The sequence below is a fragment of the Arthrobacter flavus genome (assembly GCF_039526005.1).
GTDB classification, from domain to species: Bacteria; Actinomycetota; Actinomycetes; order Actinomycetales; family Micrococcaceae; genus Arthrobacter_D; species Arthrobacter_D flavus.
Genome location: NZ_BAAAIJ010000047.1, coordinates 137,951 through 161,592, shown reverse-complemented (window position 1 = coordinate 161,592; position 23,642 = coordinate 137,951). Strand labels below are relative to the sequence as shown.

At 62.1% G+C, this 23,642-nt stretch carries 22 protein-coding genes; 5 read left to right on the top strand and 17 right to left on the bottom strand.

From position 1 onward, the window contains the following. Window positions 1-124: 124 nt before the first annotated feature. From ABD059_RS10810 to ABD059_RS10800, 3 genes are read left to right on the top strand one after another with little or no spacing between them, the layout of a single operon-like run. Window positions 125-880, top strand: a complete 756-nt coding sequence (locus ABD059_RS10810; protein ID WP_343879865.1) for a demethylmenaquinone methyltransferase — start codon at window positions 125-127, stop codon at window positions 878-880. Further along, window positions 881-2,197 carry a geranylgeranyl reductase family protein gene (locus ABD059_RS10805; protein WP_343879863.1) on the top strand — a complete coding sequence of 439 codons (1,317 nt, stop codon included), beginning with the start codon at window positions 881-883 and terminating at the stop codon, window positions 2,195-2,197. 9 nt (window positions 2,198-2,206) lie between these two features. Beyond that, window positions 2,207-3,310: a polyprenyl synthetase family protein gene (locus tag ABD059_RS10800; RefSeq protein ID WP_343879861.1), complete on the top strand. Its 1,104-nt coding sequence runs from the start codon at window positions 2,207-2,209 to the stop codon at window positions 3,308-3,310. 137 nt (window positions 3,311-3,447) lie between these two features. Here ABD059_RS10800 and ABD059_RS10795 read toward each other — a convergent pair whose 3' ends face one another. Further along, window positions 3,448-4,569, bottom strand: a complete 1,122-nt coding sequence (locus ABD059_RS10795; RefSeq protein WP_343879859.1) for an ABC transporter substrate-binding protein — start codon at window positions 4,567-4,569, stop codon at window positions 3,448-3,450. A gap of 253 nt (window positions 4,570-4,822) precedes the next feature. Then, window positions 4,823-6,625 (bottom strand): hypothetical protein, encoded by a 1,803-nt coding sequence (locus ABD059_RS10790; RefSeq protein WP_343879856.1) that lies wholly within the window; start codon window positions 6,623-6,625, stop codon window positions 4,823-4,825. Window positions 6,626-7,379: 754 nt separating this feature from the next. On the opposite strand from ABD059_RS10790, the gene ABD059_RS10785 reads away from it, so the two are divergent. Beyond that, window positions 7,380-8,204, top strand: coding sequence for a DUF559 domain-containing protein (locus ABD059_RS10785; protein WP_343879854.1), 825 nt, complete (start codon window positions 7,380-7,382; stop codon window positions 8,202-8,204). Window positions 8,205-8,309: 105 nt separating this feature from the next. Here ABD059_RS10785 and ABD059_RS10780 read toward each other — a convergent pair whose 3' ends face one another. From ABD059_RS10780 to ABD059_RS10715, 14 genes are all read right to left on the bottom strand, one after another. Then, window positions 8,310-9,161 carry a fumarylacetoacetate hydrolase family protein gene (locus ABD059_RS10780; protein WP_343879852.1) on the bottom strand — a complete coding sequence of 284 codons (852 nt, stop codon included), beginning with the start codon at window positions 9,159-9,161 and terminating at the stop codon, window positions 8,310-8,312. 36 nt (window positions 9,162-9,197) lie between these two features. Beyond that, window positions 9,198-9,953 (bottom strand): SDR family NAD(P)-dependent oxidoreductase, encoded by a 756-nt coding sequence (locus tag ABD059_RS10775; RefSeq protein ID WP_343879850.1) that lies wholly within the window; start codon window positions 9,951-9,953, stop codon window positions 9,198-9,200. A gap of 46 nt (window positions 9,954-9,999) precedes the next feature. Continuing rightward, entirely contained in the window at window positions 10,000-10,713 is a 714-nt protein-coding gene (locus ABD059_RS10770) for a GntR family transcriptional regulator (RefSeq protein WP_343879848.1), read from the bottom strand. Then, entirely contained in the window at window positions 10,710-11,903 is a 1,194-nt protein-coding gene (locus ABD059_RS10765; protein ID WP_343879846.1) for a fumarylacetoacetate hydrolase family protein, read from the bottom strand. The genes ABD059_RS10770 and ABD059_RS10765 overlap by 4 nt, the downstream gene beginning before the upstream one ends. After that, the gene (locus ABD059_RS10760; protein WP_343879844.1) at window positions 11,900-13,396 is read right to left on the bottom strand and encodes an aldehyde dehydrogenase (NADP(+)); all 1,497 of its coding nucleotides are present in this window, start codon (window positions 13,394-13,396) and stop codon (window positions 11,900-11,902) included. Before ABD059_RS10760 ends, ABD059_RS10765 begins: the two co-directional genes overlap by 4 nt. A gap of 26 nt (window positions 13,397-13,422) precedes the next feature. Beyond that, on the bottom strand, window positions 13,423-14,727 hold the full coding sequence (locus ABD059_RS10755) for an enolase C-terminal domain-like protein (protein WP_343879842.1): 1,305 nt from the start codon (window positions 14,725-14,727) through the stop codon (window positions 13,423-13,425). Window positions 14,728-14,765: 38 nt separating this feature from the next. Next, window positions 14,766-16,046: a TRAP transporter large permease gene (locus tag ABD059_RS10750; RefSeq protein ID WP_343879840.1), complete on the bottom strand. Its 1,281-nt coding sequence runs from the start codon at window positions 16,044-16,046 to the stop codon at window positions 14,766-14,768. Between the two features lie 8 nt (window positions 16,047-16,054). After that, window positions 16,055-16,666 carry a TRAP transporter small permease gene (locus ABD059_RS10745; RefSeq protein ID WP_343879838.1) on the bottom strand — a complete coding sequence of 204 codons (612 nt, stop codon included), beginning with the start codon at window positions 16,664-16,666 and terminating at the stop codon, window positions 16,055-16,057. Next, entirely contained in the window at window positions 16,663-17,700 is a 1,038-nt protein-coding gene (locus tag ABD059_RS10740) for a sialic acid TRAP transporter substrate-binding protein SiaP (protein ID WP_343879836.1), read from the bottom strand. Before ABD059_RS10740 ends, ABD059_RS10745 begins: the two co-directional genes overlap by 4 nt. A 40-nt stretch (window positions 17,701-17,740) precedes the next feature. Beyond that, complete coding sequence (locus ABD059_RS10735; RefSeq protein ID WP_343879834.1) at window positions 17,741-18,787, bottom strand: Ldh family oxidoreductase; 1,047 nt, start codon at window positions 18,785-18,787, stop codon at window positions 17,741-17,743. 265 nt (window positions 18,788-19,052) lie between these two features. Further along, complete coding sequence (locus tag ABD059_RS10730) at window positions 19,053-19,451, bottom strand: HIT family protein (RefSeq protein ID WP_343879832.1); 399 nt, start codon at window positions 19,449-19,451, stop codon at window positions 19,053-19,055. A 68-nt stretch (window positions 19,452-19,519) separates the two neighbouring features. Then, a complete protein-coding gene (locus tag ABD059_RS10725) occupies window positions 19,520-19,948 on the bottom strand; it encodes a hypothetical protein (protein ID WP_343879830.1) in 429 nt (142 codons plus the stop codon). A gap of 61 nt (window positions 19,949-20,009) precedes the next feature. Further along, window positions 20,010-20,651, bottom strand: a complete 642-nt coding sequence (locus ABD059_RS10720) for a trimeric intracellular cation channel family protein (RefSeq protein WP_343880550.1) — start codon at window positions 20,649-20,651, stop codon at window positions 20,010-20,012. A 122-nt stretch (window positions 20,652-20,773) separates the two neighbouring features. Continuing rightward, the gene (locus ABD059_RS10715) at window positions 20,774-21,406 is read right to left on the bottom strand and encodes a putative glycolipid-binding domain-containing protein (protein ID WP_343879828.1); all 633 of its coding nucleotides are present in this window, start codon (window positions 21,404-21,406) and stop codon (window positions 20,774-20,776) included. A gap of 86 nt (window positions 21,407-21,492) precedes the next feature. On the opposite strand from ABD059_RS10715, the gene ABD059_RS10710 reads away from it, so the two are divergent. Beyond that, complete coding sequence (locus tag ABD059_RS10710; RefSeq protein ID WP_343879826.1) at window positions 21,493-22,449, top strand: alpha/beta hydrolase; 957 nt, start codon at window positions 21,493-21,495, stop codon at window positions 22,447-22,449. A gap of 476 nt (window positions 22,450-22,925) precedes the next feature. Here ABD059_RS10710 and ABD059_RS10705 read toward each other — a convergent pair whose 3' ends face one another. Next, window positions 22,926-23,639 carry a GAF and ANTAR domain-containing protein gene (locus ABD059_RS10705; protein WP_343879824.1) on the bottom strand — a complete coding sequence of 238 codons (714 nt, stop codon included), beginning with the start codon at window positions 23,637-23,639 and terminating at the stop codon, window positions 22,926-22,928. Between the last annotated feature and the right edge of the window lie 3 nt (window positions 23,640-23,642).

Here is a 23,642-nt window from a genome sequence, read left to right as displayed (position 1 = left end):
GCGGCAGCGGCAGCGGCAGCCGGCAGGGACGGGCGGGCTCTGTCCCTGCCGGACCCGGTGCCCGGAAACCCGGTTGCCCGGGGGCCCGATTAGGGACCCGTCAATTGTTTGAGACAATGTAAGGGTGAACCGTGCATCACTGGAAAAGCGTCCCGAAGAAGTAGCAGCCATGTTTGACGACGTGGCTCCCAAATACGACGTGGTCAACGACGTCCTGTCCCTCGGACAGACCCACCGCTGGCGCCGCATTGTGGTGGAGGCGGTAGGAGCCGCGAAGGGCCAGAAGGTGCTCGACCTGGCCGCCGGAACCGGCACTTCCAGCGAGCCCTATGCGGACAACGGGGTGTACGTCGTCGCCTGCGATTTCTCCCTCGGCATGCTGCGCGTCGGTAAACGCCGTCGCCCTGACATCGATTTTATTGCCGGCGATGCCACCGATCTGCCGTTTGCCGATGACTCCTTTGACGCGACGACGATCTCCTTCGGCCTGCGCAACGTGCACCGTCCGCAGCTGGCGCTCGCGGAGATGCTGCGCGTCACGAAGCCCGGCGGCAAGCTGGTCATCGCCGAGTTCTCCCAGCCGACTGTCCCGCTGTGGCGCACCATGTACACCGAATACCTGATGCGCGCCCTCCCCGCCATCGCCACGAAGGTCAGTTCGAACCCCACCGCCTACGTATACCTCGCCGAGTCCATCAGGGCCTGGCCCGATCAGGACGCGCTGGCCGGATGGCTCTCCGACGCTGGTTGGGAGAACGTGGCCTACCGCAATCTGAACGGCGGAATCGTCGCCGTCCATCGAGCGACCAAGCCCGCGGACACTGCCACAGCATCGGTCAAGGCGCGTCCCGGCCGCCGCAGCGCAGGGCCAGCCAACTAAGTGTCGGTACTGATAGTCGGGGCTGGCCCGGCCGGATCGACAGCTGCCTACTACCTGGCCCGTGCCGGGGTGGACGTGACCGTCGTCGAAAAGTCGGTCTTCCCCCGGGAAAAGGTCTGCGGCGACGGGTTCACACCCCGCGCGGTGCGTGAAATCCAGTTGCTCGGGCTACCGCACGAGGAAACGGCGGGATGGCGCCGCAACGTCGGCCTGCGGCTCAAGGCCGGAGGTCGCACCGTCGAGGTGCCCTGGCCGGAACTCACCGATTTCCCCGACTACGGGCTGGTCCGCACCCGGTTCGGATTCGATGAACAACTTGCCGAACACGCCCGCGCGGCGGGCGCCGTCATCCTTGAGGGCCACTCTGTCACCCAGGCGATCCGCAACGACGCCGGCCGGGTGACCGGCGTCGTGGTCAATATCCTGGACTCGTCAGGCCGCAAGACGGGGGAGACCCGGCAGTTTCACGCTGACACCGTCCTGGCGGCCGATGGCAACTCGACCCGAACGGCCGTCAGCCTGGGGCTGGCGAAGCGTGATGATCGTCCGCTCGGCGTCGCGGTGCGCACCTACTTCACCAGCCCGCGCCATGAGGACCCCTGGATGGAGGGGTGGCTCGAGCTCCCCGACGCGACCGGCAAGCCGCTTCCCGGCTACGGGTGGGTCTTCGGTGTGGGGGACGGCACGTCCAATGTGGGCCTGGGTATCCTCAACTCCTCGGCCGAGTTCGGCAAGCTGGATTACAAGCAGGTGCTGCGGGACTGGACCGCCGGGATGCCCCCGGAATGGGGCTTTGTCCCAGAGCAGCAGGTCGGGGAGATCCGGGGCGCAGCCCTACCCATGGGCTTCAACCGGACACCTCACTACAGTCCGGGAATGCTGCTGCTCGGTGACGCCGGGGGAATGGTGTCCCCATTCAACGGCGAGGGTATTTCCTACGCGATGGAGTCGGCCCGGTACGCTGCCGAGTTCATTATCAACGCCGAACAGGTCGGCTCGACCCTGGGCCGCGATCAGGTCCTGGCCGGTTACGCGCCGCACCTCAGAGGGCTGTGGGGGAGTCATTTCACCCTCGGGACCATCTTTGCCCAGCTGATCGGCAAACCGGCCATTCTGCGGTTGGCGCTGCGGACCGGCATGCCGATCCCGGTGCTGATGCGCTTTGTGGTGCGGATGCTCGCCAACCTGACCGACTCCGGCGGCAAAGGGTTCGAGGACCGCGTCATTCACCTGCTGGAACAGCTGGTGCCGGCCGTCAGCAACCAATCCCACTCGCGCGCGCGGACGCATGCCAGTTCCACGCGCTCTACTAGTTAGTCTTAGACAGTGACAGAATCTGCGAACCCCGGCTGGACCCGTGCTGGACACTCGCTGTCCGACGGCCCCGAGCTCGACACTGCCACCGGAGCCATCGCTACCGGTCTGCGGCTTCCACCCGGGTTTGCCTTGATCGCCGAGGACCCCCACCTTGGTCCAGCGGTCACCACCTGCCTGGCCAAGGTCGAAAAGCAGCTTCGGGAAGCCATCGCCAGTTCCGATCCGCTCGCTGACGCCACCAGCCGCCACCTCGTCGAAGCGGGCGGCAAACGCATCCGGCCGCTGTTGACCATTCTGGCGTCGCACCTCGGAGATGCCAGCCGCCCCGAGGTGGTGCAGGCCGCCGTCGTCGTCGAACTGACCCACCTGGCCACGCTGTATCACGACGACGTCATGGACTCGGCGCCGTACCGTCGCGGTGCACCAACAGCCCACGAGGTCTGGGGTAACTCGGTAGCCATCCTGACCGGTGACCTGATCTTTGCCCGCGCCTCCATCCTGGTGTCGGAATTGGGCGGCCGTGCCCTGGGGATCCAGGCGCGGACCTTTGAACGGCTCTGCCTGGGACAGCTTCACGAGACGGTCGGACCCCGCGAGGACGAAGACCCCGTGGAGCACTACCTGTCGGTCATCGCCGACAAGACCGGGTCGCTCGTTGCTGCATCGGGTCAGCTCGGCGCGTTGTTCGGCCAGGCCTCGCAGTCGGTTATCGACGTCATGCTCTCCTACGGCGAGAAGGTGGGGGTGGCGTTCCAGCTTGCCGACGACGTCATCGACGTTACCGGCGTCAAGGTTACGTCCGGCAAGTCACCAGGCACCGACCTGCGCGAGGGCGTCCCGACGCTGCCGATATTGCTGATCCGCCAGGCCGCTGCCGCTGGGGACGCCTCGGCCGTTGCGGTGATCGACCTGGTCGATGGTGACCTCAGCTCGGACGAGTCCCTCGCTACCGCCGTTGCCGCCGTCAGTACCCACCCGGCAACCCAGGACGCCTGGAAGGTTGCTCAACAGTGGGCCGACGACGCCGTCGCAGCCCTTGAGCCGCTGCCGGAAAGCATCGTCAAGCAGGCGCTGACCGCTTTCGCCCAGGCCGTCGTCACCCGGGACGTCTAGCCCTGGTCTAGTGCCCCGAGCGTGCAGGTTCCCCCTGGTTCTCGCTCCCTGATGCCGGGTTCGACGGCGTGTCGCCCGGCGCCACTCTTAGGGGGCCCAGAACGTGGGGAAACCTGCACGGCAGAGATCAAGTGGCCTTACTGGCTCGCCAAGTTAGCGTTGACTTCAGCGATAAACGCGAGGGCTGCTTCTTCAGCTGTCGTCTGGTCGAAGAGCACCTCGAACAATTGCCTATCCAGGACCTCCAGGCTGCCGGACGATCCGGGCGGTAACGCCGTGGGAGGCTGGACATCCATCGCCGCAATCCGGTCCAGATAGGTCGCTTCCTTTGCATCGCTCTCGTCCAGCAGCGGCAGCACACCTTCCCTGACATCGAGGTTGGCCTGCATTCCGCGGTCGGTTCGGATTATCTCGGCTGCATCTGGGCTGTTCACCAAATAGTTCAGGAACGTTGCGGTCTCAGCCGGGTATTCGGAAGCGGACGATATCGCGTATTCCTGGGATGACCTCAACCAGGAGCCGGACGCCTCCGCCTCGCCAGGCAACTTGAGGATCTCAAGTGAGCTACCTGAGTATGCATTCATTTGGTTGCTCCACGAGATTTTCATACCCTGTTTCCCCTGACCCATCAGGGTTTGCTCTGGCGATGCTGCAATGTCCTCCACCGATTCGGCCGCCGGAGGCGCACCCCTGTTGTCCATCAAGTCCTGATTCATATCGAACCAGTCAGTGAGGGTATCGGTACTGATAGCCACCTCACTCCCATCCTCTGAGTACAACGTTTCGCCATGCTGGCGCGCCCATACCATGAGGAATGAATCATTGGTCATGGGAGTAGTGCCATAGGTGCCCTGCGGCGAGTTGTCTGAGATTTCGGCGGACAGCTTCACATATTCATCCCAGGTCCACGTTTCGTCGTCAGGGATATCAACTCCAGCCTCCTCGAATACCCCGGGGTCCACGACCATTGACATGGCGTTAACGCCAGCGGTCACTGTGTACTGGACCCCGTCAATCTGTCCCAGTTCCACGGTCCCTTCCGCGAACTTTGAGGTGTCGATCTCTGCTTCGACTTCGGCGAGGTCGAGCAGTGCCCCTCGGCTGGCGTACTCGCTGGGGTAGGAGCCGCTCATAGCAAAGATATCGGGGGCATCCCCTCCTGCCACTTGAGTGGCGAGCCTGTCCCAGTAGCTACCAAAGTCGGAATACTCGCCACGTACCTTGATTCCCGGGTTTTCCGCTTCAAAGGCTTCAATCACGGCCAAAGTCTCTTGCACCCGCTGATCATTCCCCCACCACGCGAATCGGAGCTCGACCGGGTCCTCGGCCGTTCCGGCGGCAGTCTCGCCGCCGCCACACCCGGTAGCGGTGAGGAGGCAGGCCAAAGCCACAGACGCAACGAGCAGGGGTTTTCTAGATTTGAGCATATTCATTCCTTCGATAACTATTTCGGGATTGATAAAGAGGGGCCGGCGGCCAGCTTGAGGAATACTCTCAGGGCGGACTGCAAAGCTAGGGGGCTGGCACCAAGCCTTCCCATTGGACCGACCAGTTGGAGGGAAAACCGGGGGCGCTCCGGTCAGGGCAGCCGTCCCATCCCGCGGCCATCAGGGCAACCGCCGATAGTAGGCCGCCATTGCCGGGAAGATAGATCGGCAATTCGTTGGTTTGCCGGTTGTGCCCATTGAGCAGATGATCATTTTTGGCTGCAGGCATCAGCAGAGCGTCGACTGCCGCCTCGGGGTTGAGCGTGCGCGCTGCCGTCATTGCGATCACCGGGTAGTCCCACCCCCAGGTGCTGTCCCAGTCCCAATCCGCTAAAACATCCTGAAGGGTTGACCGCATGGTGTCGATATTGATGAGGGCTGTGGCTGGAAGAAATCCGAAGGCGCACAGCATCGAGGGGTGATCTTTCCGAATCGTGTACGGGTGGCGATCTATTGCGGTGTAGATCCCGTCGAGCACCATTGGTTGCACCATATTCGATGAGACATCCGTCCAGTGCGGAATTGGATCTCTGCCCAGACGCTCCCTCCACATTGATGCGACGTCAAGCGCCCATTGCCAATAGGCCAGTTCGAAAGTTGGGTTCTGCGCGGTGGACCGGGTTGAGGCGTAGCTCTCCTGAGCAGGGATGAGCGGCGGCCCCAACTCAAAGCCCCGGTCGGTACGATAGGCGAAACTGGCCATGAACTGTGCTGTCTCAAACACCAGATCTTCGTACTCCTCCAGCAGTTCCCTCGACGGGTCAGCTCGGTACAACAGTTCGGTGAGATAGATCAGATGCGGTTGTTGCCAGATAAGGAAGGCGCCAATATGGCTGGGGCTTTCGCGCCCATCCGGCCCTACCTGTTTGGGCCACCTGACACCTGCGAAGTGCTGGGCCCGCGCAGTATCTCGTGCATTCGACAGGATAGTTTTGTACCATCCAAGGCTGCGGGTCAGTAGCCCGGACCTGCCCCACTGAGCGAAATGTGCCGCATGCCACCAGTGCATTTCGAGATGAAATTTGCCGCGCCACGAGTTGCAAACCAGACCGGTCTCCTGAGGGGGCATTGATCCGGAACAGTTCACGGCTGTCACGTACTGAGACAAGATGATGCGGCGCTCTAGTTCCTCAGCTCGCGGATCGTCCGTCTGGTGTAGCTGAATGGCTCCACCAGACGACCAGAACTTGGGCCAATGCGCTTTGGCGGCATCGATAGCTTTGCGGGCGCCACCCGTGAAGGCGCTGTCCCCCGCTCTTTCTGAAGAGGCCAGGCCGGGTAGAAAGTGGAAGGTCGCATCAAGCGTCTCACTGGCGGTACTCACCACGAGCGTGTGGTCTGGCTGAAGGTCAACAACCAGTCCCTCTCCATGAATGAGCATGCTGTAGGTGCTCTCATCGAGCGTGCGGTTCACAATCCATCCAGTCGTCGTCTGTTCAAGCACGGTCGAATGGGCTTCGGCTGAATTCCAGTCTGCGGCGTTGCACCAGCCCGACGATCCATAGGGGAAGGCCACAGACAGGGCTAGTCCATCGGCGAAAGCGCTGGATCGGATTGAGACTGCGACCAGGTCCAGAGTCGGGTGGCAAGCAGTATCCACTTTGACTTGATGGGTTCCGTATCGGAACTGGCTCGCGACAACGCCATGCCAGAGGTCCAGCACCTGGCGGGGGGACTGGAGAGCTTCGATGGCAAGCGCCTGCCTGCCCTCGCTGGATAACTGGCAAAAACCGAGCCTGCCCAGGTCCAGCCGGTGCGGGTTGGCACGCAGCCACGACTCGGTCTCGCTCTCCCCACTATCGAGATCGCCCGCCGGTTCGGTGTCCATATCGACATAGCACACGGGCCCATGAGGCGAGGCATACTCAACTAGCGAATCTTCCAGTCGGTGAGGTTGGCGCGGTGGCGTTGAATGCCAACCCCACTGGGCTTGAGTACCCAGGAGCGTGCCCGGTGGGGGCCCACCATCGGACCCCACCGGATACGTTGAGGGAAAGGTTTGAAGGCCGGTCAGATCGACGGTAAAGGCGAATTCTCCATTGCCTACCGACACCGGGCTTGAAGGATCAACAGTGCATTGCACCACGTTATGGCGTTGGACCAGGGTCCGTCGATCGAACATCGGGGTATCCACAACAACCTTCATTCTTTCGGCCGGCAGGTGAGCGATTCCCGGTAGTAGCCGGGCAATCCATGATCGGTTCAACGGGAGTATCAGGTCATCCACAGGTGTCTAGAGACGTGCCGTAGATCACAAGAAAACGATTTCTGAAACGTATCAAAAAGCGTTGCCTTCGTCAATCAATGACGTCTTGCTGACGGTTCCGAGGCGACTTACGCGGGTTGGGCGGAGAAGTTGATCCGTTGAGCGGCGGGCGTGCAGGTCTCCCCAGGTTCCCGTTCTCCAGTGCAGGGTTCTCCGGCGAGTCCCTCGGCTCCACGCTTGGGAGGCCCCAGAACGTGGGGAAACCTGTACGGTCAGGACCCGCCGACCGCCGCTCCACAGAAGTTCGGTCGCTGACCCTGTACACATAGTGCAGGCGGGAAGGCCCTCGCCCGGCCAAATCGGCTGCACTGGACCGATGGACGCAATCAACATTTTGCGGGGACTGGGATCGGTTGCCCGGACAAAGGAATTGGTCGGTCGCGGGGTGTCCCGACGGCAGGTTGACCGCCACCTGGTGCGAGGTGAGATGCTCCGACTGCGGACCGGCGTCATTGCCCTCCCCGATGCCCCAGCGGACTTCATCGCGGCGGTCCTCAGCAACGGACGGGTCACCTGCCTGTCTGGCGCGAAGTTTTACGATCTATGGTCGCTGCATTCCCCAACGTGCCTGCATCTGAGCTGCAAGCACGGGCACGGGACCGGGTTTACCAACCACCGCGAACTCACCGTACCTGTCCACCCGGGAGCGCCGCTGGTGGGACTTGTTGATGTGCTGGTTCATGCTCTGAGATGCCTCCCACCGTTGGAGGCCGCTGTCATGGTCGAGTGTGCACTTCGTCGTGGCGACACGGTCCGGAGCTTCCTGCTCGACCGCTTGCCAGGCGACCGTAATGGACCGGCCCGGGCGGCACTGGACCTGGTCACCTGCACAGCTGAGTCACCCGTGGAAGTGGTGGCACGGATCCTGTTCCTCGGTACCGGCTTCCACGTCGAGGCGCAGGCCCGGCTGGAGGGCGTGGGCAGGGTGGACTTTCTGTTGGAGGGGTTTCTGGTGGTGGAGGTGGATGGCGCCGCCTATCATTCCGACCGAAGAGCCCTCCGGCGGGACCTGCACCGGAACAACAAGACCATCGCCGGCGGCTATCTCGTGCTGCGCTATTCCTATGAAGACATCATGTTTTACCCGGATGACGTGCTGCGGGAGGTTCGCGGGGTCCTATCGGGGCGTCGGGTCCGCTGATAGCATGCCGGTTTCCCCAGGTTCTCGGTCCACAATGCCGGGGTCGACGGCGGGTCGCCCGGCGACACGCGTGGGTGGCTGCAGAACCTGGGGAAACCTGCACAGTCAGGACCCGACGACGCGTTGCCGCTGTTCTCCCAGTCCCTCGATACCGATCGTCATGATGTCTCCGGCCGCCAGATAGGGGAACCGGCCGGACAGGGCCACACCCTCGGGGGTGCCGGTGTTCACCACGTCACCGGGATCCAGGGCCATGTACTGGGAGAGGTTGTGAATGATCTCGGCGACGCTGAACACCATGTCAGCCGTCGTGGAATCCTGTCTGGGGTCTCCGTTGACCGTTGAGTAGAGCCGGAGTGCCTGCGGATCCGACACCTCAGAGGCCGGCACCAGGGTTGGTCCCATCGGGTTGAAGGTCGGCGCGCACTTGCCCTTGGACCATTGACCTCCCGAGTGCCCGATCTGGTAGTCGCGTTCCGAGACATCATTGCTGATCGTGAACCCGGCGATGCAGTCGAGGGCCTCGTCGACGCCCGAAAGATAGGACGCCCGCTTGCCGATGACCACCGCAAGCTCCACCTCCCAATCCACCTTCTGAGCACCCGGCGGGATGACGACGTCGTCATTCGGCCCGACGACCGTATTGGGATGCTTGAAGAAGATAATCGGGGCCGTGGGCGGTTGGTCGCCGGTCTCGGCAGCGTGCGCTGCATAATTCTGGCCCACGCAGACAACCGCGCCGATCCCCGTCAGCGGAGCTCCCACCCGCATCGCTGCGGCACCCTCGAGTGGTCGAAGAGTGCCGGCAGTCAACGCACTACGCACCCGGCCGATACCGTCCTCCCCGAGAAACACCCCGGAAATGTCGGTGGTCAGTGCGCGGAGGTCATAGATCACCCCGTCCTGCCGTGCCGCGGGGATTTCCTTGCCCGGCTCACCCAATCGCATCAGTTCCATCTCAAGTCTCCTTTTGTCGGGTAGTAAACAGGTGGTTTAGGCATCAGAGCGGAGCAGAAGAGAATGCATTCCACCATCGACGGTCAGGGAACTTCCGGTCGTGGAGCCATTGGCCGGGTCGGCCAGGAAGAGGATTGATGATGCCACCTCTTCGGCAGATACCAGCCGGCCATGCGGCTGGCGGGCTTCCAGCGCCTGGCGCTCACCGGCAGGGTCCGGCGCAGCCGCGAGTAATCTGCCAACCCATGGGGTGTCCGCGGTGCCAGGATTGACGCAGTTCACCCTGATATTGTCCTGCAGATGATCTGCTGCCATCGCTCGGGTAAGCGCGGCTACGGCCCCTTTGCTCGCAGAATAGAGCGCCCGTTGCGGCAGGCCATGGGTCGCTGCCACTGAAGCGGTATTAACGATGGCCGCGGACGTCGATTCCTTGAGGTAGGGGAGCGCCGCCCGTGACACCCGGGCAATCCCAACAACGTTGATGTTCAACACGCGGAGCCACTCGTCGTCGGTGTTGTCGGCCACAGTCCCGGCTGCACCAATCCCCGCATTATTGATGACAACGTCGATGCCCCCAAGCTCAATGGCCACCGCCGCCACTGCCGCGTCAACCGAAGCGCTGTTACCGATGTCGCAGGTAAAACCGACAACGCCGGCAGGCAGATTGTCGGGCTGCAGGTCAAGCACCGCGACCCGGGCGCCGCGGGCTACCAGTTCGGCGGTGACCGCGGCACCTATCCCGGACGCTCCGCCGGTCACGAGGGCGCGCACGCCATTGAAAGTGTTTGCCATGGTAGTCCTTGTTCTTCGTTGAATGGATGGTCAGTCGTATGGGTGGTCAGCAGAGCTTGGCCGGCGGGGGGACTCTCAGTTCAGAGTCTTCCTGAGAGAAGGCCTCCGCGAAGCGGTGGTACGCACCAATCAAATGTCGATTCATAGCCGATTCCGCAGCATCGGGGTCGCACAGAGCGATGGCATCGACGATCGCTCGGTGCTCCTCCACCGTGCTGGTTCCCTGGTAATCAGCAGGATGGAGACGGAAAAGGTGTAGATGGCAGTGAGTCGCCCGGTAGGCATGCAGGGCGAACTCGTTGCTGCTGGCCAGAAGGATCCGATCATGAAACGTGGTGTCGTGCGCCACCAACTGATGACGAATACTCCCGTCAGTTGATGCGCCAGCCTCGAACTCGTCAAGAGATGCGTGAAGGATGCGCGCCGGGTTGCTGAGACGATTGACGGCCGCCGCCCGTGCCGCCCACGGTTCGATCAGCAGACGAAATTCAAACAACTCCCGAAGTTCGGCTGTCTCAAGCAGCGCCGTCGTGCGGTACCCCTTGCCGGGTGTCTTGACGATTAACCGGTCGCCCTCAAGCTGACTCAAGGCCTCACGAATGGGAGTCTGAGACACGCCGAGCTCCCGCACGAGTGCATCAATGTTGATTTTGGCATCCGGAGGGAGCTGTAGGTCCAGGATCTTCGCTCGGAGGGTCCAGTACACGTGCGCTCCGGATCTTCCGCGGTGTTCGACATCCGGGGCGGAAGTACTCGTCATGTCCCACCGCCCGTGCGAGCGATCTGCTGGTCGAGGATATAGCCGAGTTGGGCGCCGATTCCAAACTGCCACGGGTCCAGATCTTCAGTGGGTTTCACCATGTTGGTCAGTGTACCGAGCCGATTGCTGCCGATTTCCACGACGTCTCCGGCTTTGTGAGTGAATCCCATCCCCGGCGTATCCCGGTCCTCATTGGGAGCGAACAGCGTCCCGGTGAAGAGCACGAACCCGTCGGGATACTGGTGATGATTGCCGTATGCCGCACCGACAAGTTCCTCAAACGGGCGGCTGAGCCGTTGCACGCTGTTGGTCCCGGTCAGGACATACCCGTCGGCCCCACGAACCGTGAGGTGGATGCTCTCCTGGCGTGCGTCGTCGAGCGTGTAGGAATCGTTGAACAACCTCACGAAAGGACCAAGCGCCGCCGAGCCGTTGTTGTCTTTCGCCATGCCGAGCAAGAGGGCGCTGCGGCCTTCGACGTCGCGAAGGTTGACGTCGTTGCCGAGGGTGCAGCCGCGAATATGGCCCTGGTTGTCCACTACGAGTACCAGTTCAGGCTCGGGGTTGTTCCAGGAAGAAAACCCGGGGATACCGATGTCAGCCCCGGTGCCCAGCGCGGATAGGACCGGTGCCTTGGTGAAGACCTCAGGATCCGGCCCAATGCCGACTTCCAGGTACTGGGACCAGAAACCCTCGCGCACCAGTACCTCCTTTACCCGGGAAGCCTCGACGGATCCTGGACGGAGTCCTTCAAGACTCCCACCCAGAGCATCCAGCACCCGTGTACGCATCTCCTCGGCCAGCGTGAAATCGCCCGCACAACGTTCCTCAATGACGCGTTCGATCATGCTGTCGACGAACGTTACACCGCACGCTTTAAGAGCTTGGAAGTCTACTGGTGCCAGCAGATATGGTGAGGCACCGTTCATTGAGCCAGGATCTACCGTCTCGACGGTCGCGCCGATGACCTCCGCCAGGTTCCAGCGTCGGGCATCCGACTGGCGGACATTCTCAAGCAGGGTAGTCGTATCTTCCCGGTTCAGGAGGTCAGATACTGTCGTGGCGACCTCAAACAGATCAACAACCGTGTCACCGTCCACCATGATGGGGCGGGGGCCGCCCGTCACCGGGTCCCAGAGGCGCCCGACCAGCAGAGCCGCGGCGGCATCATCAGGTAGCAGCGCGCTCATCTATCAACGCTCCCGGTCTGCGACGGGACGACGACGTCGCCGTCGACGCGGCGGGCAACATTCCACGGGTTTGCCTCCTGGAGGGGGACGGGTAACTCACGGTCGGGCAAGTCCTGATAGGCGACGGGCCGGGTGAAGCGACCGATAGCTGCAGTCCCCACGGACGTGGTGTGGGAGGTGGTGGCTGGGTAGGGCCCACCATGCTGTTGCGCGTACGAGACGGTCACCCCGGTCGGCCACCCATTCCACAGCACCCGGCCCGCTATTCCGGTGACCGCTTCGATGAGCGACGCGGCGTCGTCGGTGTCATCCGCATGGATTGACGCCGTCAGCTGGCCCCCCATACAGGCAGCCAGGCCAGGCAGTTCCTCAGGTTGCTGATACCGGACCACTATGGTGGCCGGTCCGAACATCTCCAGGTGAAGGACGTCGGAGTTTGCCTCGACCACGATGCTGTCTGTCAGCAGAATGGTAGGAGCAGGTATCTGGTCATCAGATCCAGGGATCAGGGCGGTGACCCCCTCCTGGGCTACAGCCTCATCCCGGGCCTGACCGAAGGATTCGCGCAGTCCGGGCGTGAGGAGCTCGCTCAGCGCCACCTGTCCCAGCTCCGGTTCGAGCACGCTGCGGAGATCCTCTTCTGAATAGGTATCAGGAACAAACAGCACGCCTGGTTTGGTGCAGAACTGTCCCATCCCGGCGGTAAACGATGCAGCATAGCCGGCGAGGATCGCCTGCGAACGGTTTTCCCATGCGTGGGGAAGCACGAAGACCGGATTGATGCTGCCGAGCTCGCCATAGAACGGGATGGGTTCCGGCCGTGCGCTGGCTCTGTTGAAAAGCGCCCGCCCGCCGGCGGTGGACCCGGTGAAGCCGATAGCCTTCACCAACGGATGGTCCACCAGCGCCTCAGCTGCGGATCGGCCCTCGATCACGGCAAACAGGTGGTCTGGCGCGCCACTCTCCCGGAGCGCCTCGGTGACTATTTCGGCAGTTCGCACGGCGAGCGTCCTATGCCCTCCATGGATCTTGTGGAGCACCGAGCATCCAGCAGCCAACGCCGAGGCGGAGTCTCCGCCGATCACACTAAAGGCGAACGGGAAGTTGGACGCGCCGAACACTCCGACGACCCCGAGGGGAACATTGACCCTTCGGATGTCGGGTCGAGGGCCCATGCCCCAGTCAGCGTCGGCATGATCGATCGTCGCATCAAATGGAATGCCCGTGAGGACCTCTTCGGCAAAGAGGTCCAGCTGGAACGCGGTGCGTTTGAGTTCGCCGTGGAGCCTGGTGGGTGCCAGGTGCGTGTCAGCCTGACCAAGCTCAACGAGTTCGTCGGCATTGGCCCGCAGTGCAGCAGCGACAGCGGTCAATCTGTTGGCCCGGACCGACGGCGCTTCAGCAGCGACGTGCAGGAAGGCTTGATGTGCGGCCCGGGCCGCGTCGTCGACGTCCTCGGCGGTGACTGCGATGGGGAGGGTGATAGCGGTCATGATTCTCCTTCGAGTGGATCTAAAGATCAGCGTGCGTTGAGTTCCTGCCAGCCGGCGCCGGCAGGGAAGGTCCACCGAGTAGTCGAGGCGTCCAGCATTTCAGCGCCCACACCCGGACGCTTCGGCGCCTGGTAGCGTCCACCGGTCACAATGACAGGCTCAGCGAAGTGCTCGTGAAGGTGGTCAACGAATTCGATGACTCGGTCTTCCATGGTTCCGGTAATTGCTGCGTAGTCGAAGAATGAAAAGTGCTGCACGAGCTCGCACAGGCCCACTCCACCCGCGTGCGGGCACACCGGGGTCTCGAACTTTGCCGCGAGTAGGAGATTGGCGATGTTCTCGTTGACGCCAGCGACGCGAGTCGAGTCGATCTGCATGATGTCGATGGCACCGGCCTGTAGCAGTTGTTTGAAGATAATCCGGCTTTGCACCGCCTCGCCCGTCGCCACCTTCACCGGGTGGACAGCCTTCCGGATGGCGGCGTGGGCCAGGATGTCGTCAGTGCTGGTGGGTTCCTCTATCCAGTAAGGGTTGAAGTCCTGCAGCTGGTTGACCCAGTCGATGGCATCTTGTTCCTCCCACCGCTGATTAGCGTCGATGGCGATGCGGACGTTCGGGCCAACTGCTTCGCGGGCGAGTGAGAGTCGACGTCGATCATCGGCGATGCTCCCGGCAACCTTCAGTTTGATCATGCCGAATCCATCAGCCACTGCTTCCTTCGATAGGCGCACAAGCTTCTCGTCGCTGTACCCCAGCCAGCCAGGGGTAGTGGTGTACGCCGGGTACCCGTTCTGCCTGAGCTCGGCGATCCGGTCCTGCTTGCCCTCCTGTCCACGCTGAAGAAGATCGGTGGCGTCCTGCGGGGTCAAGGCGTTCGAGATGTGGGTGAAGTCAACGGCGCTGACCAGTTCCTCGACCGGCATCTCACTGAGCAGGAGCCACAGAGGCTTGTTTTCGCGGCGGGCGCGGATGTCCCAGAGAGCGTTGATCAGGCCCCCGCAGGCCATGTGGGAAACGCCCTTCTCGGGACCGAGCCAGCGCATCTGTGAATCGTGGATCAGCCTTTTGGAGGCGTCGCCAAGGTTGTTGACCAGCTCATCGGTGTCCTGGCCGATCAAGAGGGCGCCGTAGCTGTCCATGGCGGCAGTGATGATCTCGTTGCCGCGCCCACAAGTAAAGACCAGGCCGTAGCCCCGCTCACCGGAATCGGTCGCCACTTCAACGTAGGCGGCGGAATAGTCAGGATCGACGTTGACGGCATCCGACCCCGACAGATCGAGGGATGTTGGAAAGCGCACATCGGAGGTGCGCACTGAGGTAATGCGGGACATGGGAACTCCTAAAGGTTCAGGTCTTGCGGACAGATGGGCTAGAGGAAGCCCAGCAGCGTGGGCAATCCAACGGTGAGCGCCGGGACAAAGGTAATGACGAGCAGGGTGGCGACCATGGGGATGAAGAAAGGAAGGATTCCCTTGATCACCGTCGGCACTGGTATCCGGGTGACGCTCGACAGGACGAAAAGCACCAGCCCCACCGGGGGAGTGATCAACCCGATGAGGAGGTTGAAGATGACCATGATGCCGAGGTGGATCGGATCGATACCGAAGGTCTCCGCGACGGGAAGCAGCACCGGTACAAGAATCAGAATTGCTGCCGTTGGCTCCAGAACACAGCCAACAATCAGCAACAGGACGTTGACCAGGATCAGGAACACGATGGGCTGATCGGTGATCTGCAGGATGAGGTTTGCTGCAACCTGGGGTGCCTGTTCACGCGCCAGCACCCACCCGAACAACGCAGCGGCAGCCACGATCAGGAGCACCGAGCCGGAAGTTTCTACCGTCGTCAGCAGAGTACGGTACAGCTTTCGCCAGGTGAGCGCCCGGTACACCATGGCGAGGATGAAGATGTAAACGACGCCGATCCCACTAGCTTCGGTGGGGGTGAACACGCCGCTGAGGATACCGCCCAGAATGACAACCGCCGATCCCATTGCGGGAAGAGCTGCCAGCGTGGTGCGGCCCCGCACTTTCCAGGTCGACTTTGGCAGCCGCAGATGGTTCTGCTTCCGCATGAGAATCCAGACCGTGAGGCAGAGGGCCGATACCAGCACCAGAGCGGGCAGGACGCCAGCCATAAAGAGGGCCCCCACGGAAACCCCGGCCGTGACTGCGTAGATGACCGCCGGAATGCTCGGCGGAATCATGGGTGCGATGAGGCTCGAAGCGCCAGTCACACCCAACGCAAATTCACGGGAGTAGCCGCGCTGAACCATCGCTGGAACTTGAACCCGCCCCATGGCAGCGGCGTCGGCAATAGCTGCACCACTCATCCACGAGAAACCAAAACTGGTCGCCACGTTGACGTAGCCAAGGCTGCCTCGGAGATGACCGATACCAGCGACGGCTGCATCGTAGAGCTTGTCGGTCACCCCGGACACATTGGCGAGGTTCCCGAGGAGGATGAACATGGGGACGGCGAGAATGGCAAAGCTGTCGACGCCGGAAACGGTCTGCTGAACCGCTGTACCAATCCGTGCGGTCGGGTCCATGATGACGTAGGCCACTGACGGGATCAGTAGGGCGAAGGAGACTGGCACGCGCAGAGCGAGTAGCACCAGCAGAGCGATGAGCATGATGAGTAGGGTCATATCGTGTCCTAGGCCGCTTCCCGTTCGAGGTTCTCCATGGCATCGGGGACAACTTCGGGGTGGCGGATGTTGAGGAAGATGTGCAGGGCAGCGTGCAGGAAGATCAGCGCAAAACCGGTTACGGCCGCGAAGTAGACCACACTCATTGGCAGGCCCGTTGCGGGAGCCTGGAGCCGGTTGGCGCCGGATGCAAACTCGGCCCCCGCGACGGCTAGCACGCCGGCGGTCACCAGGACGGTAAGAAGGGCGAACGTATCCAGGACGATCGTTCCGGTTCGACCCAACTTGCTGGCCAGGAGGTCCACCGCGATGTGGATTCGCCGTGCCATGACAAAACCGGCAGAGACGAACGTGAACCAGAGCAGCATGAATCTGGCTAGTTCCTCAGTCCAGCTGAACGGCGTATTGAACACATAGCGGCTCACGACCTGCAGCATGATCAAGCCGAGCAAGGACACCAGGAGCATGCAACACGCGATCCGTTCAACATTCACCAAGCCCCGGTAGAGTTTGCTGCGCTGTTCGGCGAAGTCCGGCAGATCGGGTTCGTGAGGGACATGGGCGCCGGTGGCAATGTTGTTTTCGTTAGGGGCGCCAGCCCTGGATGAGTCTGAACTCATCGGGCGTCCTTGATTTCTTTGTACAGCTCACCCCAAGGCTGCTGCAGGAGTGCTTCCTCGGCGGCGGCGGCGAAGGACTCGCGGTCGACGTCGTCGTTCACCTGGATCTCGTTGCCCTCGCGCCATTCGTCGAGGATTCCCTCTTCCTGCTCCTCGATGCACACGCGAGTGTCATCGGCGGCGACAGCCATAGCGCCCTCGAGTGCTTCACGCTCGTCATCGGTCAAACCCTCGAAGACTGACCGTCCGGTAGTGATCATGACCCCCTGGATCATGTGTCCGGTGAGGTTGATATAGTCCTGAACCTCATTGAACTTGGCCGTCGAGATGGTTGGGATGGGGTTTTCCTGGGCGTCAATGACGCCCTGCTGCAGGGCGAGGTAAACCTCGTCCAGCGCCATCGGTGTGGCGGTGCCGCCCATAGCCGCGATGTTCTCGAGGTACAGCGGCGCATTAGGGGTACGGATCTTCAGACCGTTGAAGTCAGCAGACTCGCTGATCTCCGTGTTGGCGGTTACATGACGGGTACCGTAATACCAGCTCGAGAGAACACGGATGTCAGAGCTTTCATAGAGGTTATCGAAGACGGTTGCCATGGATTCGCCCTCGACGGTTTCTTCGAAGTGGTCGACGTCCTCAAACAGATAGGCGCCATCAAGCACAGCCGCATCCTCTTCCCACACGCCGAGGAAGGACGGGCCAGCGATCGCCATATCCAGCGCGCCGGAGGCTACTTGTTCCAGGGATTCTGACTCGTTGCCGAGCTGGGCTGCAGGGAAACTTTCGATCTGAAGACCGCTACCCTCTAGTTCCTCTTTGAGCGCTGCGACACCGCATTCCTCTACAGGGTGCCCTGCTTCGTAGACATGGGCAAGACGCAGTGTTTTGGCATCAGCATCGGCCTGGCCTACCTCGTCGCGGTCCACGGGTGTGCCGACGTTACATCCTGACAGCAGGAGCGCTGCGCAGGCAGCGAGACCGATCGCGGCGGTGGAACGACGACGGCTGGTGGGTGTGGAGTTTTCGAGCTTCATTGCTGGATTCCTTCCGGGAATGCTTCGTTGTGGGTGTGGATTAAATGCTGATGTTGAGAGAAAGTTTGAGTGCCAGTGCACGAAGTTGCTCCGCTGTGGATCTGGGAAGGCGGACCGAGGTGGCGGCAGCACCCTCCTCGCCCCGTTCAGGATCGCCAGGAGCGTGTATCTCACGGCCCGCCGGACCGGAGTCACGGACCCGTTGCTGGAGGTCTGCAACTCTTGCTTCGGTGTGGCTGCGGCTCGTGAATGCCTCGGCGTTGATACCTACGATGAGGTGTCCGTTATTCATCCGCGATGATGGACTGGACCAGATGTCAACGGTTTCGTAGGCGTAGGTAGCTGCCGTCAATGAGGAGGCGAAGGCTTCCAGGAGCACTGACACCGCGGATCCCTTGTGGTTGCCAAAAGGAATCATTGAGCCGGCAGCGGCTTCGTTGGGATCAGTAGTGGGGTTTCCCTCGGTATCGACGGCCCAGCCTTCTGGAAGCTGCTGTCCCTCGTTTCGAGCGGCGATCACTTTACCGTAGGCCCCGTTGCTGGTGGCCAGGTCAGCGGTGAGGGGCCAATCGGCAGAGGCGGGTGCCCCGAGCGTCAGCGGGTTGGTTCCCAGGACTTTGGTCGTGCCGCCATGGGGTGCCACGACGGGGCCGGTGGAGGACGTGATGAAGGAGAGAAATCCGGCTGCGGCCAGCTGGTCACTCCAAAAGGCACCGGCGCCATAGTGACTGCTGTTCTGGACGGCAACAGCTGCGATCCCCTGGACCCGGCCCATTTCGAGAACCTTGTCAACGGCCGATTGCATGGCTACCTGGCCCAGTGCGGCGTCGGCGTCGAGCACTGCCACCGCAGCGGCCTTCGATGAGTAGGACAGAGTCGGTGTTGGGTTGATCCCTCCGAGCCGGATCGCTTCCGTGTAGAGGGGGAGACGCAATAGTCCGTGCGAGAAGATACCTCGTTGGTCTGCCTGGACAAGTGATCGAGCGGTGAGGTCAGCGTCGTCCGCCGGAACACCGGAGGACACGAGGATCGAAACGGCGAGCCGGTGAAGATCTGTAACAGCAAAGCTTTGATGGGTATGCAACATCGAACACCTTTAATATAGGAATTATTCAAATCCTATATCAGGTGTGCTCAAGGTCACAAGGGCGGGTCAGGTAATTCTGTCTATTGCTGGCGGAGGGGGTTTTCGGGCAGGTAATTCCGACAGAGCCGTGCGGGGTTCCCCAGGCGCTGGACCTAAAACCGGCGGGCAGCTGGAGTGCCGAAACGAGATACTCCTAGGGGGCTTCGCGATTCGGGGAGATCCGCGCAGTCAAGGGTAAAGGCGCAGCATGACAGCGCCGCGCACGTTACAGGAAGGCCCGCAGCTCGGCGGCCTTCCTGGCCCGCACCGCAGGATCAACAACGGGTCGCTTCGGGGTGAAGTAGAAACCGTCGTCGTGCCAGCGGGGGAGCACATGCTGGTGATAGTGCCAGACATGCTGGCTGCCGGCGGGCTCGTTGTGCTGGCGGGTGGAGATGCCGTCAGGGGACCAGGCCCGCTTGATGGCGACAGCCATGTCACGGGTGACGGTCATGATGCGGGCGGCGACGTCGTCGGGCAGCTCGTAAAGCAACTCGAAATGGGCCCGGGGGGTCACCAACACGTGGCCGGGGTGCGGGTCGAAACCGTGGGAAGCGATAAACGCCAACACCAGCTCGTCCGCGTAGATCAGATCACCAGGCTCGCACAGGTTTTTTGGATTCAAAAAGTCCCCCGCGGCAAGGTCGCAGAAGGGGCACCGATATCCGTCAGGCGCATGTCTAACCCACCCGGTCACTCCTCGACCGCGTCTTCCTCAAACACCCACTCGAACATGTCGAGAACGTATTCGCTGAACGTGCCTTCTTCGCTCTTCCAGGTGCCACGAGCGTTATTCCGACGCCAGATGATGGGGTCCGGGACATCCAACTGGTCCACGCGGATACCCCAGGTGTACTTTTCCTCTTCATCCTCGAGGAAAAGCAGGTGGCCGTCCTCGATGGTCAGCTCGTCAGGATCCCAAAAGAAGTGGTAGGCCTCCATGATGTCTTCGACGGCCCCGACGGCGAGGTAGAAGTCGCGCAAAGCGAGGGGAAGATCGAAATCCTGGCCCTCCATGAGGTCCTGGAGTTCTTCCTTTGACAGGCCATCTTCCGCCGACCACTGGTCATCGAAGTACGCCGGAACCAGGGCACGGAATTTGTCCAGGAATAGCTCAGTCACGTGGAACTCCAGGGGTGGGAATGGGGGGATACCTCCATCCTAGCCCCCGCCGCGGGGTCAGTTACGCAGTGCCTGAACGCTTCCAGCCGAGCACCGCTAGAGGGGCGCGCCAGCTGAAGCGCCAGGCGAGCACGCGCAATGCGAACACCAGAGTTGCGACGACGGCTCCGGTCACCACGTTGAACCAGCCAGTGCCCACCAGTAGGGCGGTCAGCCCGGCACCCAGCATTGCTGGCAGCGCGTAGATATCCCGGGGGTCGAACAGCTGGGGTACCTCGTTCGCGACGACATCCCGCAACAGACCGCCACCGACGGCGGTGGTCACGCCGAGCAGGATCCCTGCGACCGGGTGCAGCCCGAATTCCAGCGCCTTGATCGTGCCGGTGATGCAGAACAGCCCCAGCCCGGCGGCGTCAAAGACCACCAGCAGGTTGCTGACGCGTTCCACCCCGGAGAACAGGAAATACACCAGGAGGGTGGCGAGCACCGGCGGAATCAGGTAGGCGGGATTCGAGAACGCCGCAGGAACCGTGTCGATGATGAGGTCCCGTGCCACACCGCCGCCAAGACCGGCCAGCGAGGCCAACAGCAGGGACCCCACCAGGTCGAAGCCCTTGCGGGCGGCAAGCAGCGAGCCGGACACCGCGAAGAAAAAGACCCCCAGCAGATCGATCATCAGGGCAACGTCGACGGCGTTGGTCATGGGTTCCTCACTGTCCGGATACGCGTAGTTGGTCTGTGCCAGCTGCATTCCCGGCGAGCTCGAGTTTACCCAGTGCTGGCTTCCAATGGTGAGTCAAACAGCGTTGACCCGACTGCGCGGCGCTAGCGGATCCGTCGGGCCAGGCCGGGGTAGTCGACCACCACGCCGTCGTCGTCGACGGTCAGCTCGGCAGTGAAGCCGCGGTTGCCGGAGCTGTACAACACCATTGCGGGACTGTCGGGTCGGGCCGACCTCACCTGGCTGTACACCTGAGCACTAGGGATCACCCGCAGGCTCGGCACCTCAACCCACGCCATGGTGAGTTCGGTCTCGTCAGCCGGCGCGTCGTCGTCCGACACCAGGTTGAGTCGGAGGATCGGCATCGTGTTGGTCACCGGGCACAAGCCCAGATCGCAATCCAGCGCAGCGACCAGTCCATCGGGATCCGTGATCCCGGGCGAGGGGAGATCAACGACACCGGAGCTCTGCGTTTCGCTGGACCAGCGGCCGTCTTCCGTTCTCACCAGTTCCAGGTGACGGCTCCACCCCTGGCCATGAACGGTGACGGTGAGCCGCTGGGTCACCCAGCCCGACGTCGTTGCGAGTGCCCAGCTCACCGCATAGTCTGCGGTCCTTGAGGTGCCGTGAGCGGTGAGCCGGTCAACTTCAAGGTTGATGGTGGCCGTGTCGAGCCGGCCGGGGTCGTCCTCGCCCTGCCAGCTGTGCTGGAGGCTGGTGTGCGATGGGTTAGCCATCCTCATACCTTATGGACCGGCGCACCCCAACGCCAGACCTGGGGCCAGGTCTGGACCTGGGTCTGGGCCATGGCAAAGTTGAGTTCATGAGCCCTACCTTCGAGTCGGCCGCCGAGCCCTCAGCAAGTGCAGCCATGAGAGTGGTCAACACCGTCCTCGGTTTGACGTCGACGAAACGGCACTACAACTCGCTCGACTGGATGCGGGCACAGTACCTGCGACGTGCCTACCCCAGCCCGGCGCCGCTGACCCGTGCTCTGCGGCGGCTTTGCACCGTCGAGGAACTGGAGGTCGACGGCGTCCGTACCCTCACCCTGCGTCCCCGGTCAGCATCCTCCGGACGTCACCTCATTTACACCCATGGCGGAACCTACATCAACGAACTGGCGCGCCCTCACTGGTGGATCATCGCAGCGCTGATCAGGGCCACCGGAGCAACGGTGACCGTGCCGCTCTACCGGTTAGCTCCCGAACACAGCTTCAGGGAGACCTACGACTACCTCGCCGCCGTCTACCGATTGGTGCTCACAACAACGAGGGCCGACGACGTCATCCTGGCCGGGGATTCGGCGGGCGGCGGGTTGGCCGTCGGCCAGGCTTTGCACTTCGCGGCGCTCGGTCTGCCGCAGCCGGGCCACCTGATCCTTTTCTCGCCCTGGTTGGACGTCACAGGCACCAACCCTGCCATTCAGCAGTACGATCGGGTCGATCCCATGCTTGCGGTTCCGGGCGCAGTTGAGGCGGGAAAGTGGTGGGCGGCAGGGGAGGACCCGAAGCATCACCTGCTGAGCCCGGTCTTCGCCCTGCCCGGGGCGCTGGCTGAACTCCCGCCAATCACCCTCTACCAGGGGAGCCGGGACATCTGCATGGCGGATGCCCTCGCGTTCGACCGGGTCATGAGCGACGCCGGCTGCACCATAGCGTTCAAACGGTACCCGGGTGCCTTCCACGTCTTCGTCGGACTCCCCTGGTTACGCGAGTCCCGGGCGGTGTTCGCTGATATCCGCCAAACAATGCCGGCCCCGAAAACTGCGGAAAGATAGACCTCAGCAGCCATAGACGCGCCGCCCGCGGGGAACTAGAGTTAATCCACTGCCCCAGACCCCGGCACCGTGTTGAGTGGAGAGTATTCCACGGAAGTATCCGGACGGGGCAGTTTTCTTTTAACATCTCTCGTTGCGAAAAGGTTCTTCCCTCTGGAAAGTTCTTTACTCATCCGGTTCCAGCTCACAAGCTGAGGCAGCGCAGCGAATCCTCAAGATCGTCGGTATCCGGGGAGGTATATGAGTAATGAGTTCTGAGACAGTCAAACGACGCTTGGAAGGTGACCATATGGTAGCTAAACCGCGGTCAGTGAGTCGGATAGGTACATCGACGAACTGACGGCAACCTGACAACTCGCGTTGTCAGTCGGCCCGGTATTCCCCCCAGCCACCGGGCCGACTGGCAACGCACCCTTCAGTTAAAAGCCACCCCGCATGCCAAACGACTGCCCGCGATTACACCGGGCTAGCGGCAGCTACAGTGACAGCGAACGATCGACAATCAGGGTCGCGGTGTCATGCAATGTGAGGTGGTTCTGTCGGGCATGGTTGCGGATCCGGGTAAACGACTCATGCATGTCAACATTGCTTAACTGGGCCACGACGCCCTTGGCTTGTTCAATCAGGATCCTGCTGGTCAGGGCGCGCTGGAGCTGGTCGTTGATGACCCCGGCTTCACGGACCGCGCGCTCCTGCAGAATGCTGATGGTGGCAACGTCGGCGAGTGCCTGCCCAATCGCTGCATCCTCCGAAGACAGAGCGCCAGCATTCACGCTGAAGAGGTTCAGCGCGCCGATTGTCCTGCCTCGTAGGCGCATGGGGATGGCGTGGACCGAATGAAATCCCTGGGACAGGGCTGCCTGCTTGAAATCGGGCCAGCGGTCACCGAGGTCGACAATATCGTCGACTGTAACAACTTTCCCCGTTTGAAAAGCTTCGACACAAGGCCCGGCGCCAGCTTCGCGCTGCAGTACCTCGACCAGTTGGCTTTCCTCGCTGGTGGATGCCAGGACCTGGAGCTCGCCGTATTGGTCCACGAGCAACAGCCCGGCTGCAGTCGCATTGAGAATCCCAATCGACTCCTCAACGAGAGTGTGAAGAAGATCGAGCACGTCGTAATCGTCGACCAGCGTGTCAGCGATCTTCACGAAAGCAGCGCTGACGCGTTCTGCGCGGGTCGAAGTCACCATGGA